This window comes from uncultured Rhodococcus sp. (assembly GCF_963525155.1).
GTDB lineage: Bacteria > Actinomycetota > Actinomycetes > Mycobacteriales > Mycobacteriaceae > Rhodococcus_F > Rhodococcus_F qingshengii.
Window position 1 is genome coordinate 1 of the sequence record NZ_CAURKP010000082.1, and the last position, 23654, is coordinate 23654.

Here is a 23654-nt window from a genome sequence, read left to right on the forward strand (position 1 = left end):
TCACATCACCCTCGGACGGCGTCCCGTTACTGATCGTCCGAGTCACCTTGTACCCGTCGGAATTGAACTCCGCCGTCACCGGAGCCGCACCAGCAACCCCGACGCCCGCAACCACCGCGAAACCCGCAGAAACAGCAAAAACACTCAACCCACCGACAACACGACGAACACCACTCACGGACATCCAGATCCCTCTCGACAACGGGGCAGACAGGCGTCCAGGACAAGCGTCCGTCTGCTTTCGATGCCGTGACGTTATCCCATTGACTGTAAAGTAACTACGCTTTTCGCAGATTTAGTTCATCGGCGACATCGCCGAACTGCAGTAACAGTGGGCTGAACGTCCCGAACCGCACATCTGGATGCGTTCTTACCTGCGCTAAAGACAAAACAGTCGCCCGAAAATAGCGAATTACAAATCTCTGATATCGGCGTCATATTCGATTTCGGGCGTGATGCCAGAAGGTCGCAGGAGCCTCGAAGATCTCTCTCGGCTACAGGCTTGCGGCCAGAGCCAACTCGACCCGAACAGCAACGTCGACGCTCGCGTTCTCACACGAGAGATACAACTCGTGCGCGTCCAGTCGACCTATCGCGACCGCATCGGCGACTACTTCGTTGAGCAGGACTTGAGAAATTCCACCGGAAGCGAGGTCGTGCACGGTACGCAAAGGCGTGGTGATGCGGATGGGCCCGATCTGTTCACACTCGTCGTCCGCGAGCGGCAGTCGGTGCAGTGCTACCTGGCGGGTCGGCGCCGCGAGAGGGTGCGCAACGGAGAGGTGAATGAAGCGAGGTTGCAGGTGCCCGAGGCCATGCAGATCTGCGGCACTGTAGTGCGAGACGGTGGCGCTACCGGCGAACCACGTGCACCACTTCGCGAACTCGTCCAAGGCGGTATGTCTGACGCGTTCGAGGCGAAAAAGCCCGCGGCACTCACATGTCCATGTTCCGGATTCCGTCATTTCTTCCATCAACGCCAGACCGAAACCCAGTTCGGATGCCTGGAGAGCCGTGACAAATCCGCACTGTCGCAGTGCCAGCAGCTCGAGTGATTCGTAGTCCGAAGCCATGACCACCTCCGGTGACCGTCGAAAACGCCGTTTCGAACAGACTACGGGCGAGTGTGTCGCGCATCACAGGAATGAGGAAGTGCGTATTCACAGAGTTCGTTCAGACTCGTCGGGAAGAATCTGGCGAATGACTGTCGCAGCGAACAACCCTCGTCCGCGCAACCGAGTGCTCATCATCCTTCTCGTGGTGATCGCCGTACTCGTCGCGGCGCTCGTCGGTGGAGAACTGTACGTACGCAACCAGGTGAAGACCTGCATGGCCGATCAGTTCCAGAGCGAACTGGGATCCCAGGTCGACGTCGGGTTGAGCTGGAAGCCCGTACTCCTGCAGGCAGTCGACAAGAAGGTGCCGTACATCAGCATCGACAGTGACGACTCTTCGTTCGGCCCCGCAACGGGAATGCAGGTTCACGCGAAGGTGAACGACATCAACTTGCAGCCCTCGGCGGGCAACAGCGGCACCATCGGCAGCTCCAGCGCCGACGTCACCTGGTCTACCGCAGGCATTCTCGCCACCTTGCAGGAACAGACCTTCGGCGGGCTCGTCTCCGGCGTCACCGCCGACTCGAGCGCCGGAACACTCGCGTTCGACGTCGGTCCGGTCGGGCTCGCGAAGCTCACGGTCAAGCCCACCGTCACCAACGGTGTGGTCGACGTCCAGACCGTCGGCGCCGAGATTCTCGGATTGGGTCTGCCGACCGATCTGGTCGACGGCATCGTCCAAACACTCACCGACAGCCTGCAGACCTACCCGCTGGACATGAAGCCCACGAAGCTGACCGTCACCGACGACGCTATCCAGATCTCGTTGGAGGGCGGCGCTTACGCCATGCCCGTCGCCGACGCGAACAACCAGAACACCTCGGCGGTTCCGGACAGCTGCGGCCTGCTGACCTAGTCGGCCAGACCGTCCAATACTGCTCGACTTCCGGATAGTCCGAGGCGGGTGGCGCCGGCCGCGATCATGTCGAGCGCTGCCTGCGTCGTACGTATTCCGCCACTGGCCTTGACTCCCACGCCCGGGCCAACCGTCTGCGCCATCAGTGCGACGGCCTCGACCGTCGCTCCACCCGCGGGGTGGAAGCCGGTGGAGGTCTTGACGAAGTTCGCCCCGGCACGCACAGCTGCGCGGCAACATTCGACGATGGCTTCGTCGGACAGCGCTGCGGTTTCGAGGATCACTTTGAGGATCGCACTCTCCCCCATCGCCTCGCGGACGGTGAGGATATCGGCCAACACCGCGCTGTAGTCGCCGGCGACCGCCGCTCCTACGTCGATGACCATGTCGATCTCGGCTGCGCCTTGATCGACGGCCAGTCGCGCTTCAGCACCCTTGACCAGCGAATGATGCTTCCCCGACGGGAATCCGACGACGGCCGCCGTCACAAGTCCCTCGGCGCGAATCGGCAACATCGACGGCGAGACACAGACAGCCAGCACACCGAGGCTGCGTGCTTCGTCGATCAGGGCGGTCACATCGGCCGCGGTGGCTTCGGGTTTGAGGAGAGTGTGGTCCACCATCGCGGCAACCTGGGAACGAGTGAGTGCAGCTTCAGACATGTTGGAAAGCTTGGCACACCACCACGCGACCGTCGCTGCAGCCGCACCTGAGAGACTAGGCCGCATGACCGCTGCACCATCGATCGATGATCGTCGCTATGTTCTGTCCCTCGGCTGCCCCGACACCACGGGCATCGTCGCACGCATCTCGACCTTTCTCACCGACGTCGGTGGATGGATCGTGGAGGCCGCATACCACGCCGATGCCGACACCGGATGGTTCTTCACGCGTCAGGCGGTCCGTGCATCGTCGGTGAGTATGAGCATCGACGAGCTTCGTGAACGGTTCAAAGCTGTTGCGGCCGAGATCGGTCCGGAAACCGAGTGGACTCTTCACGACTCCGGCGCACCCAAGAAGATCGTGTTGCTCGTGAGCAAGGAAGGTCACTGCTTGCATGACCTCCTTGGCCGCGCCGCGGGCGGGGAACTCCCCGCAGAAATCAGCGCCGTCATCGGAAACCACGAAGATCTGCGCAGTGTCACCGAGCGCCACGGGATCGACTTCCACCATGTTCCGTTCGCCAAGGACCCGGCAGAACGGGGACCGTCCTTCGAGAAGGTCCGCGCCCTGGTCGACGCTCACAATCCCGACGCCGTGGTTCTTGCCCGATTCATGCAGGTGCTGCCCGAATCACTGTGCGAGCACTGGGCCGGGCGCGCGATCAACATTCACCACAGCTTCTTGCCGTCGTTCATCGGTGCCCGCCCCTATCACCAGGCGTTCGCCCGCGGCGTGAAGTTGATCGGCGCCACCTGCCACTACGTGACCGCCGAACTCGATGCCGGTCCGATCATCGAGCAGGACGTGATCCGTGTGGACCACGCCGACGATGTCGCCGACATGGTCCGTCAGGGTCGAGACATCGAAAAGCTCGTGCTCTCCCGCGGACTGCGCTGGCACCTCGAGGATCGTGTGCTGGTCCACGGGCGCAAGACGGTCGTCTTCAGCTAAGGCTGATCAGCAGGCAAGAGGGCAAGGACCTCCGGTACCGGCCGGAGATGTGCGGCCAGAATTTCGAGAGCCTTGTCTGCATCGGATTCGTCCAGCGCCGCAACCAAGGCGCGGTGCTGGGCATTGATCGTGTCGAGGCGGTGCGGTCCCACGTTGAGTGCGCGCACCGCAACTCTCTGCTGCCGTGACCGCAGCGACTCGTAGAGTTCGGTCAGTACCGAGTTCTGAGCAGCTCTGACCATCGCAAGATGGAACTGCCGGTCGAGACCGGAAACCTCGAACCAATCACGTTCGCGCCCTGCTGCTTCCATCGGTTCGATCAGCTCGATCATCGACGTCGGTGCGCCGAAGCCTCGGGCGCACAGCACAGTCACCGCGTGACCCTCGATCAGTTGCCGGCTCTGGTAGACCTCTTCGAGCTCTCGGGCCGTCACCGTTCGTACCTGCGCACCCTTGCGCGGCAGGAGGGTGATGAACTTTTCGGCGGCGAGCCGATGGAATGCCTCTCTGACCGGTGTTCGGGACACTCCCAAGGTTCCGGAGACCCACAGCTCGTCCAGGAATCGGCCGCCCTCGATCGATCCACGAATGATCTCGTCCCGCAACCAGACGTAGACACGGTCGCGTGCCGGCCCCTGGGCGGCTGACGGGTCGGCAGTTGCCGGTGTCGACATCACAATCCCTTCGCACTGGCGTCCGCCGGGTTGACGAACTTGTAACAAATTCATCATACCGACTCTGGACACACCAAGTATTCACTGTGTATACATGACGTATACGACAGCTGTGCGGGTCGTCACACCGATCAGATCAGTCGTAAAATCCCTACTGCCAAGGAGCCCACCAGCATGTTCAGCACTCCCGCCGACCGCCGTCACGCGATCTGGCTGTCCGATCCAAGCTTTGCCGCAGCAGAAATTGCGCGTGGGCTCGGCTACGGCGCGGCGATCCTCGACATCGAACACGGGTCGTTCGACCTTGCCGACCTCGAGCGATTCATCCCCTTCCTTCGCGGCCTGGAAATGGAGGTTCTCGCGAAAGTACTGGGACCCGAGCGCGGACCCATTCAGCAGGCTCTCGACTTCGGCGCCACTGCCGTTGTCATTCCGCACATCGAAAATGCTTCCCATGCAAAGGAAGTCACTGCGTTCGCCAAATTCCCACCGCTAGGCGACCGTAGTTTCGCCGGCGGGCGCACGACCAACTACGGCGGTTTCACCGACGACTGGGTCCGTCGCCAGGACACCTTCACCCGTTGCTACCCGATGATCGAGGACGCCGGAGCAATCGAGAACATCGCAGACATCCTGGCACTGGACACCGTCGACGGCGTCTTCGTGGGCCCGTCTGATCTTTCGCTGCGCCGAGAACGCGGTGCATACACACGTAACGAGGGCGATTTTGCCGACCTCGCTATCGTTGCCGCAGCGGCAGCCGAAGCAGGCAAGCCGTGGGTACTGCCGGCGTGGAGCGTGGAAGAGAAAGAATTTGCCGTCCGACACGGCGCTGATCAGATGGCGTTGATCATGCAGCACGGTGCCCTCGCTGCCGGCTTTGCCGGACCGCTCGATCAGATCACTCGGATTCGGGAGTCTCGATGACAACACAAACCTCGGAACCCGGCTCGTCACCGATAAAGGCGGCCGTCCCGCCGAAGATCGGCCGTGCCCGTTGGGGTATCGCCGGAGTTCTCGGCGTCGGCATGTTCGTCAACTACATCGACCGCGTGAACCTCTCCATTGCCGCACCGGAGATCATGCGCGACTTCGACATCAGCGCTTCGCAAATGGGAATGGTCTCGTCCGCGTTCCTGTGGACGTACGCCATGCTCCAGATGCCGATCGGTTCGTTCATCGACCGCATCGGCGTGCGGTGGGTCAATCGAGCTGCCGCGTTTCTCTGGGCCGTGGCGTCGTTCGCCTCCGCTGCGGCAGGTGGACTGGGAATGCTCCTGGTCGCCCGACTCGTCCTCGGTGTCGGCGAAGCGCCTACTGTCCCGGCCGGCTGGAAAGCAATCGGCCAATGGTTCCCGAAGCAGGAGCGCGGGACCGCGACTTCCATCTTCGACGGGTGCGCCAAGATCTCGAACGTGATCGGCATCCCGATCATGGCGTTCTTGGTCACGACGTTCAGCTGGCACGCGGCCTTCATCTTCACCGGCATCCTCTCCGTGGCCTACCTCGCGATTTGGTGGCTGCTGTATCTGACGCCCAAAGAGGCACTGGCGAAAGGTCGGCTGAGCCAAGCGGAGTTCGACTACATCCGCGAGGGCGGCGCCGAAGACGAGGACGCAGAAACCAGCGGTTCGCTCAATGGTTTGGGCTACCTCCTGCGGCGACGCAAGACTTGGGGACTCGCACTCGGGTACGCGTCCTATACGTACGCCTACTACGTGCTCTTGACCTGGCTCCCCGCCTACCTGGAGAAGAGTTTCGGGGTCAACCTCCTCAAGGGCGGCATCTACACGATGATCCCGTGGCTCGTCGCCGTGATCGCACAGTTCCTCATCGCCGGCATCCTGATGGACAGGTGGTTGGCCAAAACGGGTGACGTCACCAAGGTCCGCCGTACGGTCCTCGTGGTCAGCCTCCTGGCATCACTTGCTGTCACGGGAGCGGCATACGCGGGATCGATCGCAGTCGCCCTGATCTTCCTCTCGATCGGAGCCGCAGGACTGGCAGTGTCGGTCCCCGCAGGTTCGTCCATCGTGGCGCTCATCGCGCCGGAGGGATACACCGGGTCGCTCGGCGGCATTGTCAATTTCGTGGCGAATCTGCTCGGAATCGCGGCGCCCATCGTGACCGGCATGGTGGTCGACGCCACCGGTTCGTTCGCCGGCGCGTTCATCGCGACCGGTGCGGTACTCATCGGCGGAATCTTCTGTTACACCGTGGTGCTCGGCAAGATCGAGAGAATGCCGGCGCCCCAAGCCCAGAAAGGCACAACCACATGGTCGACGTAGCAATCGCACAGTACGCCCCAGGACTCGACAAGCAGTCGAATCTCGAGCAACTCACGAAACTGGCAAGCGAAGCGGCGGAATCCGGTGCTCGCATCGTGGTCGCTCCCGAGTACGCGATGTTCACGGCTCCGAGCATGGACTCACGTTTCGTCTTGACCGCCGAGTCGCTCGACGGCGAATTCGTCTCAGCGCTGGCAGACCTCGCAACAACTCTCGGCATTCACATCGTCGCCGGGATCAACGAGGCAGTTACGGGCTCCGACAAGATCTCGAACACCTTGGTCGCCCTGGCCCCGAAACTCGGTGTCGTTGCGATCTACCGCAAGCTGCACCTGTACGACGCTTTCGGTTACAAGGAATCGGACGTCGTCCGTGCCGGTGAGATTCACGACCCCGAAACCTTTGTCGTGGAAGACGTCCGGTTCGGTCTTCAGACTTGCTACGACCTTCGCTTCCCGGAAACGACACGACGGATCGTCGATGCAGGCGCCGACGTTCTCCTCCTCCCGGCAGAGTGGGTGCCCGGTCCGTTGAAGGAAGATCACTGGACAACTCTCGTCCGCGCCCGCGCGATCGAGAACACGATCTACGTCGCGGCGGCCGACCAATGCGCACCGGCGGGATCAGGCGCGAGCATGATTGTGGATCCGATGGGCGTCATCGTCGCATCTCTGGGAGAACGCGTGGGTATGGCGACTGCAACCGTCTCCCTCGAACGAATCGCGGAGGTTCGGATGAAGAATCCGGCTCTCGAACTACGCAGATTCGGAGTCACCGCGCGCTAGAGATTGCGCAGTCGCACGATTTCCTTGTCGAACTCGTCGATGTTCTCGATCGACGACATGTGACCGACGCCCGGCAACACGATCAACCGTTCGAGGTTGCCGGCGTCGTCGAGGACCTGCGCAAGCTTGCGCGCATGGACCGGCGGAGTGAGCCGATCGAGCGAACCGACGAGCACGGTGGTCGGCACTTCGAGATTGTCGAGTCCCTCGTGAATGTCGAGGGTGCTCAGCGCTGCTCCCCAACCTCCACGGATGCGGGGCTTGCACTCACGAACGATGTTCTCGCAGAACTGAATCTCGGCCTTGGTCGCGTTCGGTGACATCGAGACGTACTGGATCGCCTTCGTCATGGCGCCCGAGGAGACGAACGGAACGGGCGAACTGAGGATGGCGCGGCCCACGGGGACCGGCACGCGAGGGAAACGATTGGGCAGTGGGATGACCGTGGTCTCGGCGATCAACCTTTCGCTCGCGGTGCTCGCGAGCATGACCGCCGACGCGTACTTCTTGACCTCGTCGGGGTGACGACCCGCCCAGGCGATGATGCTCATCCCGCCCATGCTGTGACCGACGATGACGGCCTTCTTGTCCTCACGAACGGTGGCCGCCAGCACTGCAGAGAGATCGTCGGCAAGGACGTCCGGGCCGAGCGGAAGATTGCCGACGGTGCTGCGGCCGTGACCGCGCTGATCGTAGGTGATGACGCGATATTCGCCGGCAAGCGCATTGACCTGCGGGTACCAGAATTCGGTGGAGCACGTCCAGCCGTGACTGAGAACGATCGGATCGCCGTCGACGGGACCGTAAGCCCGGACATTGATGATCGCACCGTCGTCGGTGGTCAGTTCGCTGATGTCAGCTTTGAGCGTCGGAGTCTTCAGGAGTGCATTGGGCTCGACGTCGCTCGACAGAGTCAACCCTCGCGTGGATCGCCGATGACGGATCCCAGCGACGGCCGCGACGAGTGCTCCCACTCCGACGGCGCCTGCCAGTACTCGAAGCTCTGTGGTGCGCGAACGACTGGACATGCATTTACCCCTGACTGCTGCTGACGACAGACGGATGCAATCTATGTGTGACTGCCGTTAACCGACACTATCACTCGAACAACGCCCGTTGTCAGCGTTGGCGAGAAGAGTGGGGCAGCACACCATGAGCCGAGAACCACGGCTCGGAATGAGCGGGAGTGCGGCAAACTACCAGCGAGAACCGCCGTGCTGAATGTCGTCCACCCGCGGGCGAACGTCGACGAGATACACGCACACTGCAACGACCGCGATGATGCCCAGGAGCCCGACAGGGGACGTCGCCACGAGAATCAATGCCGCGACGATCAGAATTCCCAGCCAGATCGGCTTGGTCAATTTGTTGACCGCGGTGAAAGCGTCAGGACGCTGCCTGACGGCATGAACGATCGCGTAGACAGCACCCACCAATGCGAGCACTTTGAGTGCGAGAAAGATCAGACCGACTAGCCCATCGACTTGAGTCACAACTACATCCTAAGTTCTCATCCGGTTCCCGACGAACACGAAGGCTCCCACACTCGGCTGAGTGAGGGAGCCTTCGTCAGGTGGAGCTGGGCAAATCAGGCCTTCTTGGCCGGAGCAGCCTTCTTGGCCGGAGCCGGTGCGGTGGCCTTGGCCGGAGCAGCCTTGGCGGGTGCAGCCTTGGCCGGAGCGGCCTTCTTCGCGGCGGTGGTCGCGCGCTCCTGGACGTCGGAAGCAGCAGCGGTCACGCGAGCGGCAGCTTCCTTGGAAGCCTCGTCAGCCTGGTCACCGAGGTCGAGGACCTTCAGTGCAGCCTCGTCGCCTGCGTCGGCGATCTTCTCACCGGCGTCAGAGATCTTCTCGCCGACCTCTTCTGCGGTGTCGGAGATGCGTCCGGCAGCGCGGCCGGCCAGCTTGGCAGCCTGCTCGCCTACGGCGCGCGTCTGACGAGCAACGGTTCCGAGTGCGTCTTCGGTCAGCTCGACGGCGTCGCCGAGTGCCGACTCTGCAGCAGCGATGCCTTCTTCGACTGCCGGCTGCTTGCGGATGCGCTCGACTGCGTCTTCGCCACGTTCTGCGAGGGAGTTGTACAGATCTCCGGCAACCTTGAGGTATGCCTCGGCGACCTTGCGGAGTTCCTCGGGTGAGAACTTCTCGCGCAGCTCGGCAAGCTCTTCGGGCAGCTCGGATGGCAGGCCGGCGAGACGCTCGCGCAGCGCATCGACGCTCTCGGCAACGTCACCCTGGACGGAAGCGAGCTTCTCGCGAGCACCGTCGACACGGCCGTTGACATCGCCCTGGGTGTTCTCGGCGCGCTCACGAACCTGAGCAACTACATCGGCCACGGCCTGGACAACCAGGTCGCCTGCGCCGACGGCGGCGTAGAGCGAGGTCTTGACGCTGTCGATGGCGTTCTTGTCAGTCATCTTGTTCTCCTAGTGAAGTCTCGGTGTCTGGAATTGCGGCCGATTCAGCGAAATCGGGCGCTGCGGCTGGTCTTGACGACTCGTTCTCGCGACAGAACGAGTCGTAGATTTCGAGCAGTACTTGCTTCTGCCGTTCGTTGATGGCCGTCTCGGCCAACACCGCGTCCCTGATGGGACTGTGCGGGCGTTGCTCGAGATATCCCGCTTGGACGTACAGCACTTCTGATGAGACTCGAAGGCCCTTGGCGATTTGCGCCAGTACGTCCGCCGACGGTTTGCGCAATCCGCGTTCGATCTGACTCAGATACGGATTGCTGACGCCGGCGAGTTGAGCGAGTTGGCGCATCGAAACTTGGGCGGCTTCCCGCTGTGCACGAATGAACCCCCCGATGTCGTGTGCCGCAGAGCTGACGACGCGAGCTGCCAAGTCGCTTGCTCCGGCTGCGGCACCGGATGATTCACGATCTCCGTCATCGGAGTTCGTCGACTTCGCTGGCATTGCGTCCTCCCTTTCCAGTGGACATTTCCCAGGATAGGAGAGGGTGCTAACTATTGCAAGCACTACTGCTAGCACTCGTGGTGGACGTCACATACCGGACAGCTCAGCCGAAGATGAGCGTCGAAATCGTGTAGATCAGCAGTCCGGCGATCGAGCCCACAACGGTGCCGTTGATACGGATGAACTGAAGATCTCGACCGACCTGCAACTCGATCTTCTGGCTCGCCTCGTCGGCGTCCCACCTCTCGACGGTGTCACTGATGACTCCAGTGATCTCGTCGGTGTAGTTCTCCGCGATGTACTTGGTGCCCTGCACCAGCCAGCCGTCGACCTTCTCACGCATGGACTCGTCGTCACGCAGCCTGACTCCGAAGCCGGCCACGTTCTCGGCGACCTTGGTCCGCAGGGTGCTGTTCGGATCGTCGACGGACTCCATGATGAGCCGCTTGGCAACCTGCCATGTCGACGATGCCAGACCCGTCACTTCCTCGCGACCCATGATCTCGGCCTTGATCCCCTCGGCCTTCTTGATGGTCTCCGGGTCGTTCTGCAGATCATCGGCGAAGTCGATCAGGAAGCGGTTGGCGGCGAGGCGTACCTCGTGTTCGGGGTTGGAACGGACCTTCCAGGTGAACTCGACGAGTTCCTTGTATATCTTCTCCCCCAGCATGGCGTCGACGAACTTCGGCGACCACGCGGGCGAATCGCGAACGATCACACGATCGATCGTCTCCTGGCTGCCGAGAGCCCACTGATGTGCCCGCTCGGCAAGCAATTCGATGATCGGCAGTTGCTTGTTGTCCTTGAGAAGTTCACCGAGCACTCGGCCGATCGGCGGTCCCCACATGGGCTCGGCCAGACGCTTCACGATCGTGTTGTCGATGATCTGGGCGATGTCCTCGTCGCGAAGAACCTCGACCATGCCGCGCAAGACCGTCGACGTCTCGGCGGCGACGCGAGCGGCGTTGGCAGGTTCGGCCATCCACGTACCGAGGCGGAGCGGAATCTGCGCCTGCTGCACCTTGGCCGACACAACCTCGGGAGCCAGGAAGTTTTGACCGACGAATGAGCTCAGGCTGGCTCCGAGCTGGTCTTTCTTACGCTTGATGATGGCAGTGTGCGGGATGGGAAGGCCCATCGGATGACGGAAGAGCGCGGTGACGGCAAACCAGTCGGCAAGCGCGCCGACCATGCCTGCCTCGGACGCGGCCCGGACGTACCCGACCCACTCTCCGGCGCCGCGGGATTCCTGCCACCGGCAGAAGATGTAGACCACCGTCGCGAAGCCCAGAAGGCCAGTAGCGAAGACCTTCATCTTGCGAAGGTCCCGACGCTTGGCGGCGTCGTCGAAGGCGGAGAGGCTCAGTTGCTGCACCCTCGCCATTGTGCCGAAAGGTGTGACGCGGCGTAGCGCGAGCGACACGAAGTCCGATTCTGCAGGACCTAATCCCCCGAACTGCGGATGTGAGTGCCCGAGATAAAGGCGCGGACATTAAGCTGGACCGGAAAGTAGACCGATCGGACGTGGCTCGCACCACAGATATGAGATGACTCGTGGCCAAGAATGCCGTGCAGGACAACGAGCAGGTAGACGGCCCAGTCGTTGCTGATGCGAAGCCCGAGAAATCCGACGGTCGGAAGCGTCGTTGGCGTGAGCACAAGATCGCTCGCCGCGAGGAACTCGTCGACGGCACCATCGCCGCCATCCGCGCGCGCGGCCGTGAGATCGGCATGGACGAGATCGCGTCCGAGATCGGTGTCTCCAAGACCGTGCTCTACCGATACTTCGCCGACAAGAGCGACCTCACGACCGCCACGATGATGCGGTACGTCGAGACCATCCTGTCGCCGCGTATCTACGAAGCGATCAGTGGCGATCTCGACGATTTCGAACTCACTCAGGCGAGCATCACCGCATACGTCGAGACGGTGGCATCCGACCCCGACATCTACCTCTACGTCATGGCCAACGGCGCCGGCGCCAACCGCGACGTCGTTGCCGATTCCGAGCGCATGATCGCCGAATTGCTCTCCACGGTGTTGGGCAATCGTCTTCGCGAGATGGAGATGGATTCCGGCGGTTCGCTGCCGTGGGCGTTCGGGATCGTCGGCGGAATTCAGCTCGCGACGCACTGGTGGATCTCCAACAAGTCGATGTCCGCAGAATCGCTGATCGACTACCTCACGATGATGACGTGGGGCGGCATCACCGGCATAGCGGCGGTCAACGGATCACCGGCCAAGTTCAAGTCGGTTCCGCATCCCCTCGTCAAGCCTGCCGAGGACTGACTCGCCCGAGACCGAACTTTCGAGCCGCCGGGCGCGATCCTGTGGCACTCTTTCGGCATGGCACAAGACTCGCTGTGGGAAACACCGGCCGCCAAGACCCTGCGGGCGGAGCCCGGGTTCGAACTCGATCAACTCGATCGCAACAGCACTCCGGGATTCACCGGAAACAAAGCTGACGGCGAACGTCTGCTCGAGGAGCGCGGCGCGGTTCTGTCCGACCTGCAGGAGTTGCTGTACGCCAACGGCCGGTCAGGGGACAGTCGTTCAGTCCTGCTGGTCCTGCAAGGAATGGACACCGCAGGCAAGGGCGGCATGGTCCGACACGTGATCGGTCACGTGGATCCTTCGGGAGTTCAGCACGCGGCCTTCGGCGTCCCGACCGAAGAGGAAAAGCAACATCACTACCTTTGGCGGATCAAGAAGGAACTCCCCCGCGGCGGCTATCTCGGTGTGTTCGATCGCTCCCACTACGAGGACGTCCTGGTAGTGCGCGTCCACGATCTTGTCCCGGAGGATGTCTGGAGCAAGCGCTACGACGAGATCAACCAGTTCGAAAAGGAACTCGTCGACGCCGGAACCACCATCGTGAAAGTCGCGATGTTCGTCTCGCTCGACGAGCAGAAGAAGCGACTCGAAGAACGTCTCGACCGCCCGGACAAGTATTGGAAGTACAACCCCGGCGACGTGACCGAACGCGGTTTGTGGCCTGCATATCAACAGGCGTATCAGGCAATGCTCGACAAGACGTCGACCGAGCACGCGCCGTGGTACGTCGTGCCGTGTGATCGGAAGTGGTACAGCCGCATTGCGGTCACGGAGCTACTGATCGACGCTCTGGAAAAGCTCGATCTCGACTGGCCCCCTGCCGACTTCGACATCGAGGTGGAGAAGGCACGACTCGCACAGTCTTGATCAGAAGCAGGCCCGATCAGAACAGGTGTGGGGATTCGCGGTGCACTTTGTGATCGTGACGCACAGTACTGGCGTACAGGGCTACCGCGAGGCCGATGCACGCGACGCCGGCGAGGCCGGCAATCAATGCCCAACCACCCTGGCCTGAACCTGCCGCCACCAGAAAACTGCCGAGGCAGACCACTGTGGCCAGCACCAGGAAATACGACGCCCACGCTGCAAAGAGATTGAGCTTCATCGTTCGCTCCTCCGGTCGGATCTCTTTCGTTTCGACCGTACGCCGGAGCATGACGGTCGACAAGACACCGCCGTCGCGAGGTTTCCCGACGTCTACGCCGGGTAGCCGAATTACATGGACATCGGAACTCTTTATCGCGGAATCGAATCCACTCGCGGACTGGACGGTCCGTCCACTGGCCTCAGGCGCAGAATCCTCGAGATCACGGAGCGATCCGACCGATCGCGCACTGTCGCCGCACTTCTGCGCGGCGCCGCCGTCGGGCATCCCATCCATCCTGCCCTCGTGACCATTCCCGCGGGCGCGTGGACGGCTTCGTTGATCTTCGATGTTCTAGGCGATCCGCAGACTGCACGACGGCTGATCGGGCTCGGATTGGTTTCGACTCCGCCGGCTTTGCTGACGGGATGGCTGGACTGGTCCGAACGTGGCGACGTCGCACGCCGAGTGGGGCTGGTGCACGCGGCGTCGAATGCAGTGGGGATCTGGTCTTTTGCGGCGTCGTACAGGCTACGCGGAAAGGACTCACTCGCGCTGGCGCGAGTGCTGTCGGTGCTGGGGCTCACCGCGGTCGGTGTCGGTGGCGCGCTCGGTGGTCACATCGTTTTCAAGCTCATGGACGATCCGGCCGTCGAGGCTGCAGCGACTCCGGTTCTCGATCCCATCCTGGATGTAGTCAACTGAGCCGATCGGACCTCGATACTGTTCAGGCGTAAGCACTTCCGGAGTAGCTCCGCAGTTCTCGCGCGGTCTCGTCCGAATCCGCCAATGGTCTGTTCATGACCCAGTGTGGGCTGCGCGTGCCCAGTGTCGCGGCAAAATCGGCGACGGCGTCCGGGGTCGGCACTGCGTGTTCGCCCAGATATCCGAGAACGATGAGGTCCTCCCCTGATCTGGTCTCCACGGCCAGGGCCCAACCGCACGTCTCCTCCCACAGCAAAGCCACCTCGCGCCCGGGGAAACGCGGCACAGTTCGGTCCAATGCGATGTAAGCCTCCAGAGGGTGCTCGCGCCTGCAACACCACTGCTCGATGCCGGCCCCCACGCCGACCGCCACCCGTTGTACGTACCGCTCGAACCCGAGTCCGACGGTTGCGTCGACCAGCATTTGTTCTGTCATCGAACCTCACTCCTCGCCATCGTGTTTGGAATGTGCCCAGCGCTGACCGCGTCGAAACCCGGTTCAGATCACGGACTCCGGGTATCCCCAGACGAACCGATCAAGTGGAGAGGGGACCCGATGAAGTACTCGCCCGCTATGGCTCCCGGACGAATGCTGAAGATCTCCATGGTGTCGGTGAACGCCGATCCACTCGCACCGGTGGGCTGCTCGGCAGCCGGTGCACAGAACCTGCACGTCGACGAACTGTCTGCCGCCTTGGTTCGTGCCGGACACGACGTCACCGTCTTCACCAGGCGTGCCCACGTCGGTGGGCCGGACCGCGTTCGCGCCCGCGCCGGGTACTCCGTCGACTATCTCGAGGCCGGCCCGACGCAGGCTCTCCCGGATGCCGACATCCTCCCTCACCTGGGAACCTTTGCCAGCATTCTGCGCGCTCAGTGGAGTACCGACCGACCCGATGTGGTGCACTCGCACTTCTGGATGTCCGGTGTGGCAACGGAACTCGCGACCCGATCGCTCGGCATCCCCGTACTTCAGACATTCCATTCCCTGGGATCTGCGGCGCACCGCCACCTCGGAGCAGCCGACGACAGCCCCTCGGAGCGGACTCACCTGGAACCGTTGATCGCCAGGGGCGCAACCCATGTCATCGCGACCAGTTCGGACGAAATCTTCGATCTGGTCCGGCAGGGATCACCACGATCACGGACCACGATGGTGCCCTCGGGCGTGGACACCGAAGCATTCACCCCGGAGGGACCCGCCGCGAAGAAAACCGCACCGCATCGATTGATCTGCGTCGGAAGACTGGTGGAGCAGAAGGGCTTCGATGTTGCCGTCGCCGCGCTGGCTTCGCTGCCGGATACGGAGTTGGTGGTGATCGGCGGGCCACCCGTCGCGCAACTGAGCACCGACGAAGTGGCGATCCGCTTGGTCAAGCTCGCCGAGCGCCTCGGCGTCGCAGATCGAGTCCAATTGTTGGGACGGGTTCCGCACCGCCAACTACCGAAACTGATGCGATCGGCCGACGCCCTCGTGTGCACCCCTCGATACGAACCGTTCGGAATCGCGGCACTGGAAGCAATGGCGTGCGGAGTTCCCGTAGTCGCGACTCCTGTTGGCGGACTGCGGGATACGGTGATCGACGGACTCACCGGGCGTCGGGTCCCGGTCAACAACCCGGTGGAAACCGCGCGCGCAGTCCGCCATCTTCTCGACGACGAGGACGAAGGCGCGGCGTTTGCACGGCAGAGCCGGGCCCGAGCGTGCGAATCGTATTCGTGGGATCACGTCGCCACCGAAGTGGTCCGCACCTACGGCCGCTGCGTCACAGCACCGCCGAGAGCCCGCCAACACAAGGGCACTCACCGAAGTGAAGTGCACTGACGCTGACGGGCTCTACGAAACTGAATTCACGAAGGTGATTTCACGAAGCTTGGACTGAAACTGCGTGATCAAGCGGGGAAACGTCGGGTCTCTTCGAGTCCGATTGCATGATCGAGTGACTCGTAGCAGGCAAACATCGACTCCTGACCAGCTGCTTTGAGCAACCTTTGCACCGGGCGGGCGCAGACGAGCGCGAGTGTGCCGCCCACGTCGCGTGATCGCGTCGACAGGACCGACAGCACGGACAAGCCGCACGTCCCCATGAATTCGAGTTCGGATAGATCGACGACCAGCGTCCGGTCCGCGGCCACGTGGTACGTCAAGAAGTCACGAAAAGCATTGGCGCTCATCAGATCGATCTCACCACGAACTTTGATCACAGCGGTGTGTGCACTGATGCGGTGCGCGTGAAACGATGCGGTCGCTGTCCCGGTCGCGGGAGGTCCGTAGTCTACCGATCCCTTCGCCGCGTTCGTAAAGCCTGAAATAGATGATCCTGGAACAACAGTCATGGTTCTCCCATCCCGCAACGGTTTACACTCTGCAAAAGAGAAGGGACCTCCGAAGGAGACGCACGATGAACGGGTCTCCAGAAATACGGATAAATCCCTCATCGGCTGTGTGCTCAACCTCGGTTTGAAACAGTACGCCAGCATGACGGACGTCACAAGTGCGTTGCGACCATTCGTTTCGGTGTTCCGAACAAAAATGTGGTTTGGTCTGCGGTTCCGCGAGGTAATCCGATGTTGCGATCGCCAACGGTCGTGAGCAGAATCGTGTCGTTTACCCCGGCACCACCATCGACCAAATTTCGTGTTCGGGGGTCACTGTGAAGGTCGGGATGGGTATCGTTCTCGGCACCAGACTTCACCGCGACCCCTGGTACGACGATCCGGAGAACTTATGGCACACCTCAGCGCACTCGAGCCCGATCAGGATCAGACTCAGCCAGTTGTGGAGTTGAGGATTCAAGCGACTCTCGATCAGCTGTCGATTTTGCGTGCACTGGCCGCCACCGTTGCCATTCAGGAAAACTTCGACCTCGACGCCATCGCCGACATCAAACTGGCCATGGACGAAATCTGTACGCATCTGATCGTTCGCGCTGCGCCTGATTCGGTTCTGGTGTGTCGGTTCGTCTTCACGCCGCCGCAATTGCACGTGTCCGTGTCCACGACGACCACGGAGTACGAGGACAGCAGTCAGCGTTCGTTCGGGTGGCACATCCTCACCGAACTCACCGATTCGATTTCGCTCGACCAGGAAGAGAACCTCGGCGGCGTCGGCTACATCACCACCATGAAGTTCACCAAGGCCCTCAGCGGGCGCCTGTGACCGCTTCCGCAGACGGCCCGTCACGCCCGCGTCGGCGGTCCACCGACGAATATCGGGACGTAATACCAGTTTTCGAGGAACTGCGGACCCTCGAGCCCCACAGCCCGGAGTACGAACGAGTGCGCACTGCACTCATCACCAGATGCCTACCGTTGGCCGAGCACATCGCCAGACGATTCGACGGTCGTGGCGAGGCACACGACGATCTGGTTCAGGTGGCGCGTCTCGGTCTGGTCAACGCCGTCGACCGTTTCGATTCCACGCGCGGATCCGATTTCGTCTCCTTCGCAGTTCCCACCGTGATGGGCGAGGTTCGACGACACTTCCGCGACACCGGTTGGGCATTGCGGGTTCCCCGCCGGATGAAGGAGTTGCACTTCCAACTCGGGCAGGCCATCAGCGAGCTGTCACAACAGCTCGGGCACGCGCCGACCGTCGACGAGTTGGCCGAGACGTTGGGGATCGAACGCGAAGAAGTTGCCCAGGCCTTGATCGCCGGCAACGCGTATCAGACGGTCTCGGTCGACGGTGCCGCGTCCAATCACACCGACGATCTCCCGCTCGTGGAAACACTCGGTGACTACGACGCAGCTCTCGAGAACGTCGAGAATCACGAGGCGTTGCGTCCGCTTCTCGACAAGCTTCCCGAACGAGAGCGGACGGTGTTGATGCTCAGATTCTTCGGAAATCTGACGCAGACACAGATCGCCGAGAAAGTCGGTGTGTCCCAGATGCACGTGTCGAGGTTGCTCGCGAAGACGCTGAGTAATCTTCGCGAGCAACTCGACTGAGCTCCGCGAACAATTCGACTGAGCTCCGCGAACAATTCGACTGAGCAGGACCGAGCGGGTCAGATTGTTGCGGTGTCGATCACGAATCGGTATCGGACGTCGCTCTTGATCACGCGCTCGTAAGCGTCGTTGATGTCGCTCGCCGGGATCAGTTCGATTTCTGCGCCGATGCCGTGCTCGGCGCAGAAGTCGAGCATCTCCTGTGTCTGCGGGATACCTCCGACCATGGAACCGGCGAGGCTACGACGGTTTGCGGCGAGCGAGAATGCTCGAACTTCGATCGGCTTCTCGGGCAGGCCGAGTTCGACGAGAGTGCCGTTGATGGCAAGCAAGGACATGTAGGCGTCGATGTCGAGGTTGACCGAGACCGTGTTGAGTATCAGGTCGAACTCGCCGCGAAGAGCCTTGAACGTCTCACGGTCGTTGGTCGCGTAGTAGTGATCGGCGCCGAGGCGAAGCCCGTCGTCTTTCTTGCCGAGCGTCTGGCTCAGGACGGTGACTTCCGCTCCGAGCGCCTTGGCGATCTTCACGCCGACGTGCCCGAGGCCGCCGAAACCGATGATGGCGACCTTCTTGCCGGGGCCGGCGTTCCAGTGCCGCAGCGGTGAGTACAAGGTGATGCCCGCGCACAGGAGCGGCGCTGCAACGTCGAGTTCGATGCCCTCCGGGATCGAGAGCACGAAGTGCTCGGTGACGACGATGTGCGTCGAGTAGCCACCCTGAGTGCGCTCGCCGTCGCGGCCGGTGGCGTTGTACGTACCCGTCACACCCTTGCGGCAGTACTGCTCTTCACCGGCGGTGCAGGCGTCGCACTCCCCGCACGAGTCGACGAAGCAGCCGACGCCCACTCGGTCGCCGACCTTGTGCTTGGTGACATCGGACCCCACGGCGGCGACGACGCCGGCGATTTCGTGTCCGGGGACGATCGGGTACTTCGCTCCGCCCCACTCGTTGCGAGCGGTGTGGATGTCGGAATGGCAGATGCCGGCAAATTTGATGTCGATGAGAATGTCCAGTGGACCGAGCTCGCGGCGTTCGACAGTGGTCTTCTCGAGGGGACCGTCAGCGGACGTCGCGGCATAAGCAGCAGCAGTAACCATGCACACATGCCTACCCGTGCATGGAGGGACCTGCAACTCGCAGGCCCCTCCATGACTTGTTCTTTACGTGACTTACCCGGCGTCGCGCTCGGCTTGCTCGGCCCGACGACGCAGGCGCCTCGCGGCCGCAACCATATTGCGCAGCGAAGGCTCGAGTTGCCACGGATGGCGGGTCTTGAGGCCGCCGTCCGGATTTGCCCACAAGCGATCGAGAGAGATCGATTCGCTTGCCTCGGTGAGCAATTCGTCGAGTTCGTCGATGTCGGGAATCCGAGCTGAGCGAGATTCGTAGACACCGGGGCCGACGCCGTGCGTGAGCGCGCCTTCCTTGAGTGCTTCGAGAACCCACGTGATGGAGCGGGTCGCGACGATAGCCGTCACATCGGCGTCCAACCGTTCGATGGCGTCGACCACCGACGACCGAGCGGAGTACGTCAGATGTGTGTGGATCTGTGTTTCCGGCTTCGCTCCACCTGTTGCCAGACGGAACGCGTCGACGGCCCACTCCAGGTAGGCCTCCCGGCCGTCCTCACGCAGTGGCAGCAGTTCACGAATTGCCGGTTCGTCCACCTGGATGATGGCGATTCCGGCAGCTTCGAGATCCGCGATTTCGTCTCGAATGACAAGTGCCAGTTGCTCTGCCGTTTCGTAGAGCGGCTGATCCTGGCGAACGAACGAACGGGCGATCATGGTGACCGGACCCGTCAGCATGCCCTTGACCGGCTTGTCGGTCAGCGACTGCGCGTACGCAATCCACTCGACCGTCATCGGCTTCGGACGTGCGATGTCGCCGTAGAGAATCGGCGGACGCGTGCACCGAGATCCGTAGGCCTGAACCCAACCGTTGTGCGTGAAGGCATAGCCCTCGAGCAGTTCGGCGAAGTACTGGACCATGTCGTTGCGCTCGTGCTCGCCGTGCACGAAAACATCGAGACCGATGTCCTCTTGCAGACGGATTGTGCGCTCGATCTCTTCCTGGATGCGCTTGTAGTAGTCGTCCCACTCCAAACGCCCCTGGCCGAGTTCGTAACGAGCCTGGCGAATCGCGTCGGTCTGCGGGAACGAACCCAGTGTCTGGGCCGGCACCAACGGCAGATTCAACCGTTCCTGCTGAGCCTTACGACGCTCCTCGTACGGTGCACGCACACGATCTTCGGGCTTGATCGCGTTCACCCGAGCACGGACAGCGTGCTTGAGCTTGAAGTGCACCTTCGTCGGACGCTTGCGCCACTTGTCCGAAGGACCTTCGGTGAGCGCCTTCGCCAGTGAGACGACTTCGCCGACCTTCTGCTTCGCAAAAGCCAGACGGTCTGCGACGTCTCCCGGAATGTCGTACTCGGAGAGCACGTCGTACGGCACGTGCAGCAGCGACGACGACGTGGAGACGACGAGGTCAGGCACAACGTCTTTGAGTTCGTTCAGGTACGTCAAGGTGTTGAACCGGTCGACGCGCCAGACGTTGCGACCGTCGACGACGCCCGCGTAGATGCGCTTGCGCCTGATGTTCGGCACCGCGGCCAGTTCCTCGGCCGTGATCTTGCCGTGCACCAAGTCCAGACCGAAGGCTTCGATCTTGGTGGGCGCCAAGATGTTGAGGGCTTCGCCGAACTTGCCGTACGGACCCGTCACCAACAGGCGCGGGCGCAGCGGGGCCGTCGAAAGCTTCTCGTACGCACGTCCCAGAGCGGCTAGCTCCTCGGGGGTGCGATCCTCGGTGACCGAAGGCTCGTCCAACTGAACACAGGTCGCACCGGCCTTGGCGAGCTGCTCGAAGAGCTTCTCGTACTCGGGCAGGAGCGCGTCCAACAGGTCGAGCGGGGTGAAGTTCGGATCGGACTTCTCGGTGGCAGGTCCGACCTTCGAAAGCAGAAGCAGCGAGACGGGCCCCATGATGACGGGGCGCAATTCGATGCCGCGCGCCTTCGCACGTTCGAACTCGTCGAGAAGTGCATCCGAGTTGAGCGAGAACACCGTGTTCGCGTCGATCTCGGGCTGACGGTAGTAGTAGTTCGTACCGAAGAAGCGCACCAGCTCGAGAGGCGGGAAGTCCGGGCGGCCGCGGGCCATCGTGAAGTAGAAATCGAGCGGCTCGAGGGCGCCCTCGAGCGGCTTGAACCGCTCCGGCACTGCGCCGAAGAGCAGCGCATTGTCGAGCACGTGATCGTAGAAGGAGAAGGTGTTGCCGGGAACCTGGCTCAATCCCGTCGCAGCCAATTCGCTCCAGGTCGATTCCTGGAGTTCCTTGGCGACCGCGAGAAGTGCGTCCTTGTCCGAAGTGCCGTGCCAGTAGGACTCGAGGGCGCGCTTGAGCTCACGGCGCGGCCCGATGCGCGGATACCCCAGGACGCTGGAGCCGAATGCTGCAGTGCTGCTGGACATGCGGTCGACCTTTCTAACCGAGGGGCGCGAGCGCCCTGTGCGCCTTTGTGGTAGCCGGAACTACCAGAAAGGCGCACAGGGGCGTTGGGCCTTAGCTTGCCTGCTTGGTGGAGCGACCGTTGTCGGCGTATTCGTAGAAGCCCGCGCCGGACTTCTTGCCGGTCAAGCCGGCTTCGACCATACGCAGGAGCAACGGCGGAGCGGAGTACAGCGGCTCCTTGAACTCTTCGTACATGGAGTCGGCGATGGACTTGACGGTGTCGAGTCCGACCAGGTCCGTCAGAGCCAGCGGACCCATGGGGTGCGCGAGGCCGAGAACCGTTGCCTTGTCGATGTCTTCCTTGGTCGCGAAGCCCGACTCGACCATGCGGATCGCCGAGAGCAGGTACGGCACCAGGAGTGCGTTGACGACGAAGCCGGAGCGGTCGGCACTGCGGACGACCTGCTTGCCGAGGATGTCGCTGGCAAAAGCCTCCGCGCGCTGCGAGACGGAGGCACTGGTCTTGAGCGTCGTCACCAATTCGACGAGCGGCAGAACCGGAACCGGGTTGAAGAAGTGCATGCCGATGACTCGCTCGGGACGCTTGGTCGAGATGCCGAGCTTCATGATCGGGATCGACGACGTGTTGGACGCGAGAACCGCATCCGGGTCCGTCACGACCGCGTCGAGCTCGGCGAAGATTTCGCTCTTGATCTTCTCGTCTTCGACGACGGCCTCCACGACGAGCTGGCGGTCCGCGAAATCTCCCAGATCGGAGGTGAAACGCAGACGCCATGCGGCCTGCTCACGCTCACGTTCTGTGATCTTTCCGCTGCTCACGCCGCGGTCGAGCGAACGCAGGATGCGTGAACGCCCGGCTGCTGCAAGCTCGCGAGTCTGCTCGAAGACCAGAACATCGACATGTGCGCGGGCGCACACCTCGGCGATTCCGGCACCCATGATTCCGGCGCCGATAACGCCGACGCGCTGAATTTTTTCGCTGGTCACGTCAGCTCCTTGTTTGTCTCGTGGAGTTTGTCTGGTGAAGGTGTTGCAAAACAAGCACTTCGAACTGCGTCGACGCTGGTGGCCGACGCAATCGGAACTGCCTTGAAGACGAGAGAAAGTAGTGCGGTGATACAAGCAGGGGAGAGACCCGAAGCCGAGCCTCTCCCCCACCCGAAGTCAGTTCTTAGTGGAACTGTCCCTCTTCGGTGGAGCCCTTGAGAGCTGCCGTCGAGGTGTTGGGGTCAACGGTGGTGGCGATGGTGTCGAAGTAGCCGGCGCCAACCTCACGCTGGTGCTTGATGGCGGTGAAGCCACGCTCTTCGGCAGCCTTGAACTCGCGCTCCTGCAGGTCGACGAATGCCGTCATGCCTTCGCGGGCGTAGCCGTAGGCAAGGTCGAACATGCCGTAGTTGAGCGAGTGGAAGCCGGCCAGCGTGATGAACTGGAACTTGAAGCCCATTGCGCCGAGCTCCTTCTGGAACTTCGCGATGGTCGCGTCGTCCAGGTGCGCCTTCCAGTTGAAGGAAGGGGAGCAGTTGTAGGCCAGGAGCTGGTCCGGGAATTCGCTGCGAACGGACTCGGCGAACTTCTTTGCAACCTCGAGATCCGGCACGCCGGTCTCCATCCAGATGAGGTCTGCGTACGGTGCGTAAGCCTTGGCGCGAGCGATGCAGGGCTCGATGCCGTTCTTGACGCCGTAGAAGCCTTCAGCCGTGCGGGTTCCGTCGAGGAACGGGCGGTCACGCTCGTCCACGTCGGAGGTGATGAGGGTTGCGGCCTCAGCGTCGGTGCGGGCGATGATGACGGACGGAACGTCCGCGACGTCGGAAGCCAGGCGAGCCGAGGTCAGGGTGCGGATGTGCTGC

Annotated in this window: 26 protein-coding genes; 11 read left to right on the plus strand and 15 right to left on the minus strand. The window is 62.2% G+C overall.

Going from position 1 to position 23654, the window contains the following annotated elements; genetic code table 11:
- Positions 1–494: 494 nt before the first annotated feature.
- A complete protein-coding gene (locus RWT78_RS17070) occupies positions 495–1073 on the minus strand; it encodes a hypothetical protein (protein WP_003941523.1) in 579 nt (192 codons plus the stop codon).
- A gap of 127 nt (positions 1074–1200) precedes the next feature.
- On the opposite strand from RWT78_RS17070, the gene RWT78_RS17075 reads away from it, so the two are divergent.
- Positions 1201–1971, plus strand: a complete 771-nt coding sequence (locus tag RWT78_RS17075) for a DUF2993 domain-containing protein (protein ID WP_007735358.1) — start codon at positions 1201–1203, stop codon at positions 1969–1971.
- Here RWT78_RS17075 and deoC read toward each other — a convergent pair.
- Positions 1968–2633 (minus strand): deoxyribose-phosphate aldolase, encoded by a 666-nt coding sequence (gene deoC / locus RWT78_RS17080; protein WP_047268935.1) that lies wholly within the window; start codon positions 2631–2633, stop codon positions 1968–1970. The genes RWT78_RS17075 and deoC overlap by 4 nt on opposite strands.
- Positions 2634–2697: 64 nt before the next feature.
- On the opposite strand from deoC, the gene purU reads away from it, so the two are divergent.
- Positions 2698–3585, plus strand: a complete 888-nt coding sequence (gene purU / locus RWT78_RS17085) for a formyltetrahydrofolate deformylase (RefSeq protein WP_003941509.1) — start codon at positions 2698–2700, stop codon at positions 3583–3585.
- Here the strand turns inward: purU and RWT78_RS17090 are convergent.
- Positions 3582–4259 carry a GntR family transcriptional regulator gene (locus tag RWT78_RS17090; RefSeq protein WP_314676847.1) on the minus strand — a complete coding sequence of 226 codons (678 nt, stop codon included), beginning with the start codon at positions 4257–4259 and terminating at the stop codon, positions 3582–3584. The genes purU and RWT78_RS17090 overlap by 4 nt on opposite strands.
- A 174-nt stretch (positions 4260–4433) precedes the next feature.
- Between RWT78_RS17090 and RWT78_RS17095 the strand changes: the two genes are divergently transcribed.
- The 3 genes from RWT78_RS17095 to RWT78_RS17105 are packed head-to-tail and all read left to right on the plus strand — an operon-like array spanning position 4434 to position 7332.
- The gene (locus RWT78_RS17095) at positions 4434–5186 is read left to right on the plus strand and encodes an HpcH/HpaI aldolase/citrate lyase family protein (RefSeq protein WP_003941499.1); all 753 of its coding nucleotides are present in this window, start codon (positions 4434–4436) and stop codon (positions 5184–5186) included.
- Entirely contained in the window at positions 5183–6547 is a 1365-nt protein-coding gene (locus RWT78_RS17100; protein ID WP_003941494.1) for an MFS transporter, read from the plus strand. Before RWT78_RS17095 ends, RWT78_RS17100 begins: the two co-directional genes overlap by 4 nt.
- Complete coding sequence (locus tag RWT78_RS17105) at positions 6535–7332, plus strand: carbon-nitrogen hydrolase family protein (protein WP_003941519.1); 798 nt, start codon at positions 6535–6537, stop codon at positions 7330–7332. The genes RWT78_RS17100 and RWT78_RS17105 overlap by 13 nt, the downstream gene beginning before the upstream one ends.
- On the opposite strand, the gene RWT78_RS17110 is transcribed toward RWT78_RS17105, so the two are convergent.
- From RWT78_RS17110 to RWT78_RS17130, 5 genes are all read right to left on the minus strand, one after another.
- Positions 7329–8360, minus strand: coding sequence for an alpha/beta fold hydrolase (locus RWT78_RS17110; protein WP_021333908.1), 1032 nt, complete (start codon positions 8358–8360; stop codon positions 7329–7331). The two genes, RWT78_RS17105 and RWT78_RS17110, sit on opposite strands and share 4 nt — an antisense overlap.
- 168 nt (positions 8361–8528) lie before the next feature.
- Positions 8529–8825 carry a DUF2516 family protein gene (locus RWT78_RS17115; protein ID WP_314676854.1) on the minus strand — a complete coding sequence of 99 codons (297 nt, stop codon included), beginning with the start codon at positions 8823–8825 and terminating at the stop codon, positions 8529–8531.
- A gap of 95 nt (positions 8826–8920) precedes the next feature.
- Positions 8921–9748, minus strand: coding sequence for a heparin-binding hemagglutinin (locus RWT78_RS17120; protein ID WP_003941552.1), 828 nt, complete (start codon positions 9746–9748; stop codon positions 8921–8923).
- Positions 9741–10247: a helix-turn-helix domain-containing protein gene (locus RWT78_RS17125; RefSeq protein ID WP_003941483.1), complete on the minus strand. Its 507-nt coding sequence runs from the start codon at positions 10245–10247 to the stop codon at positions 9741–9743. The genes RWT78_RS17120 and RWT78_RS17125 overlap by 8 nt, the downstream gene beginning before the upstream one ends.
- A 103-nt stretch (positions 10248–10350) precedes the next feature.
- Entirely contained in the window at positions 10351–11631 is a 1281-nt protein-coding gene (locus RWT78_RS17130; RefSeq protein ID WP_020968906.1) for a DUF445 domain-containing protein, read from the minus strand.
- A gap of 170 nt (positions 11632–11801) precedes the next feature.
- On the opposite strand from RWT78_RS17130, the gene RWT78_RS17135 reads away from it, so the two are divergent.
- Both RWT78_RS17135 and RWT78_RS17140 read left to right on the plus strand, forming a co-directional pair.
- Positions 11802–12536, plus strand: a complete 735-nt coding sequence (locus RWT78_RS17135; protein WP_003941527.1) for a TetR/AcrR family transcriptional regulator — start codon at positions 11802–11804, stop codon at positions 12534–12536.
- A 57-nt stretch (positions 12537–12593) separates the two neighbouring features.
- The gene (locus tag RWT78_RS17140) at positions 12594–13448 is read left to right on the plus strand and encodes a polyphosphate kinase 2 family protein (protein WP_047268875.1); all 855 of its coding nucleotides are present in this window, start codon (positions 12594–12596) and stop codon (positions 13446–13448) included.
- A 16-nt stretch (positions 13449–13464) separates the two neighbouring features.
- Here RWT78_RS17140 and RWT78_RS17145 read toward each other — a convergent pair whose 3' ends face one another.
- A complete protein-coding gene (locus RWT78_RS17145; RefSeq protein WP_039973486.1) occupies positions 13465–13686 on the minus strand; it encodes a hypothetical protein in 222 nt (73 codons plus the stop codon).
- 114 nt (positions 13687–13800) lie between these two features.
- On the opposite strand from RWT78_RS17145, the gene RWT78_RS17150 reads away from it, so the two are divergent.
- A complete protein-coding gene (locus RWT78_RS17150; protein WP_314676867.1) occupies positions 13801–14370 on the plus strand; it encodes a DUF2231 domain-containing protein in 570 nt (189 codons plus the stop codon).
- A 22-nt stretch (positions 14371–14392) separates the two neighbouring features.
- On the opposite strand, the gene RWT78_RS17155 is transcribed toward RWT78_RS17150, so the two are convergent.
- The gene (locus RWT78_RS17155) at positions 14393–14806 is read right to left on the minus strand and encodes a DUF6292 family protein (protein ID WP_003941464.1); all 414 of its coding nucleotides are present in this window, start codon (positions 14804–14806) and stop codon (positions 14393–14395) included.
- Between the two features lie 120 nt (positions 14807–14926).
- Here RWT78_RS17155 and RWT78_RS17160 point away from each other — a divergent pair, with 120 nt between their 5' ends.
- The gene (locus RWT78_RS17160) at positions 14927–16195 is read left to right on the plus strand and encodes a glycosyltransferase (protein WP_003941555.1); all 1269 of its coding nucleotides are present in this window, start codon (positions 14927–14929) and stop codon (positions 16193–16195) included.
- A gap of 68 nt (positions 16196–16263) precedes the next feature.
- On the opposite strand, the gene RWT78_RS17165 is transcribed toward RWT78_RS17160, so the two are convergent.
- Positions 16264–16851, minus strand: coding sequence for an STAS domain-containing protein (locus RWT78_RS17165; RefSeq protein ID WP_308216553.1), 588 nt, complete (start codon positions 16849–16851; stop codon positions 16264–16266).
- A gap of 247 nt (positions 16852–17098) precedes the next feature.
- Between RWT78_RS17165 and RWT78_RS17170 the strand changes: the two genes are divergently transcribed.
- Complete coding sequence (locus RWT78_RS17170; RefSeq protein WP_003941553.1) at positions 17099–17530, plus strand: ATP-binding protein; 432 nt, start codon at positions 17099–17101, stop codon at positions 17528–17530.
- Positions 17527–18321, plus strand: coding sequence for an RNA polymerase sigma factor SigF (locus RWT78_RS17175; protein ID WP_003941515.1), 795 nt, complete (start codon positions 17527–17529; stop codon positions 18319–18321). The genes RWT78_RS17170 and RWT78_RS17175 overlap by 4 nt, the downstream gene beginning before the upstream one ends.
- Positions 18322–18380: 59 nt before the next feature.
- On the opposite strand, the gene RWT78_RS17180 is transcribed toward RWT78_RS17175, so the two are convergent.
- From RWT78_RS17180 to aceA, 4 genes are all read right to left on the minus strand, one after another.
- Complete coding sequence (locus RWT78_RS17180; RefSeq protein ID WP_003941488.1) at positions 18381–19421, minus strand: NAD(P)-dependent alcohol dehydrogenase; 1041 nt, start codon at positions 19419–19421, stop codon at positions 18381–18383.
- A gap of 72 nt (positions 19422–19493) precedes the next feature.
- Positions 19494–21800, minus strand: a complete 2307-nt coding sequence (gene metE, locus RWT78_RS17185) for a 5-methyltetrahydropteroyltriglutamate--homocysteine S-methyltransferase (RefSeq protein ID WP_054825602.1) — start codon at positions 21798–21800, stop codon at positions 19494–19496.
- Between the two features lie 91 nt (positions 21801–21891).
- Positions 21892–22788 (minus strand): 3-hydroxybutyryl-CoA dehydrogenase, encoded by an 897-nt coding sequence (locus tag RWT78_RS17190; RefSeq protein WP_003941541.1) that lies wholly within the window; start codon positions 22786–22788, stop codon positions 21892–21894.
- A gap of 184 nt (positions 22789–22972) precedes the next feature.
- Positions 22973–23654 (minus strand): isocitrate lyase (gene aceA / locus RWT78_RS17195; RefSeq protein WP_314676872.1); only part of this gene is annotated, 682 nt, incomplete at its 5' end.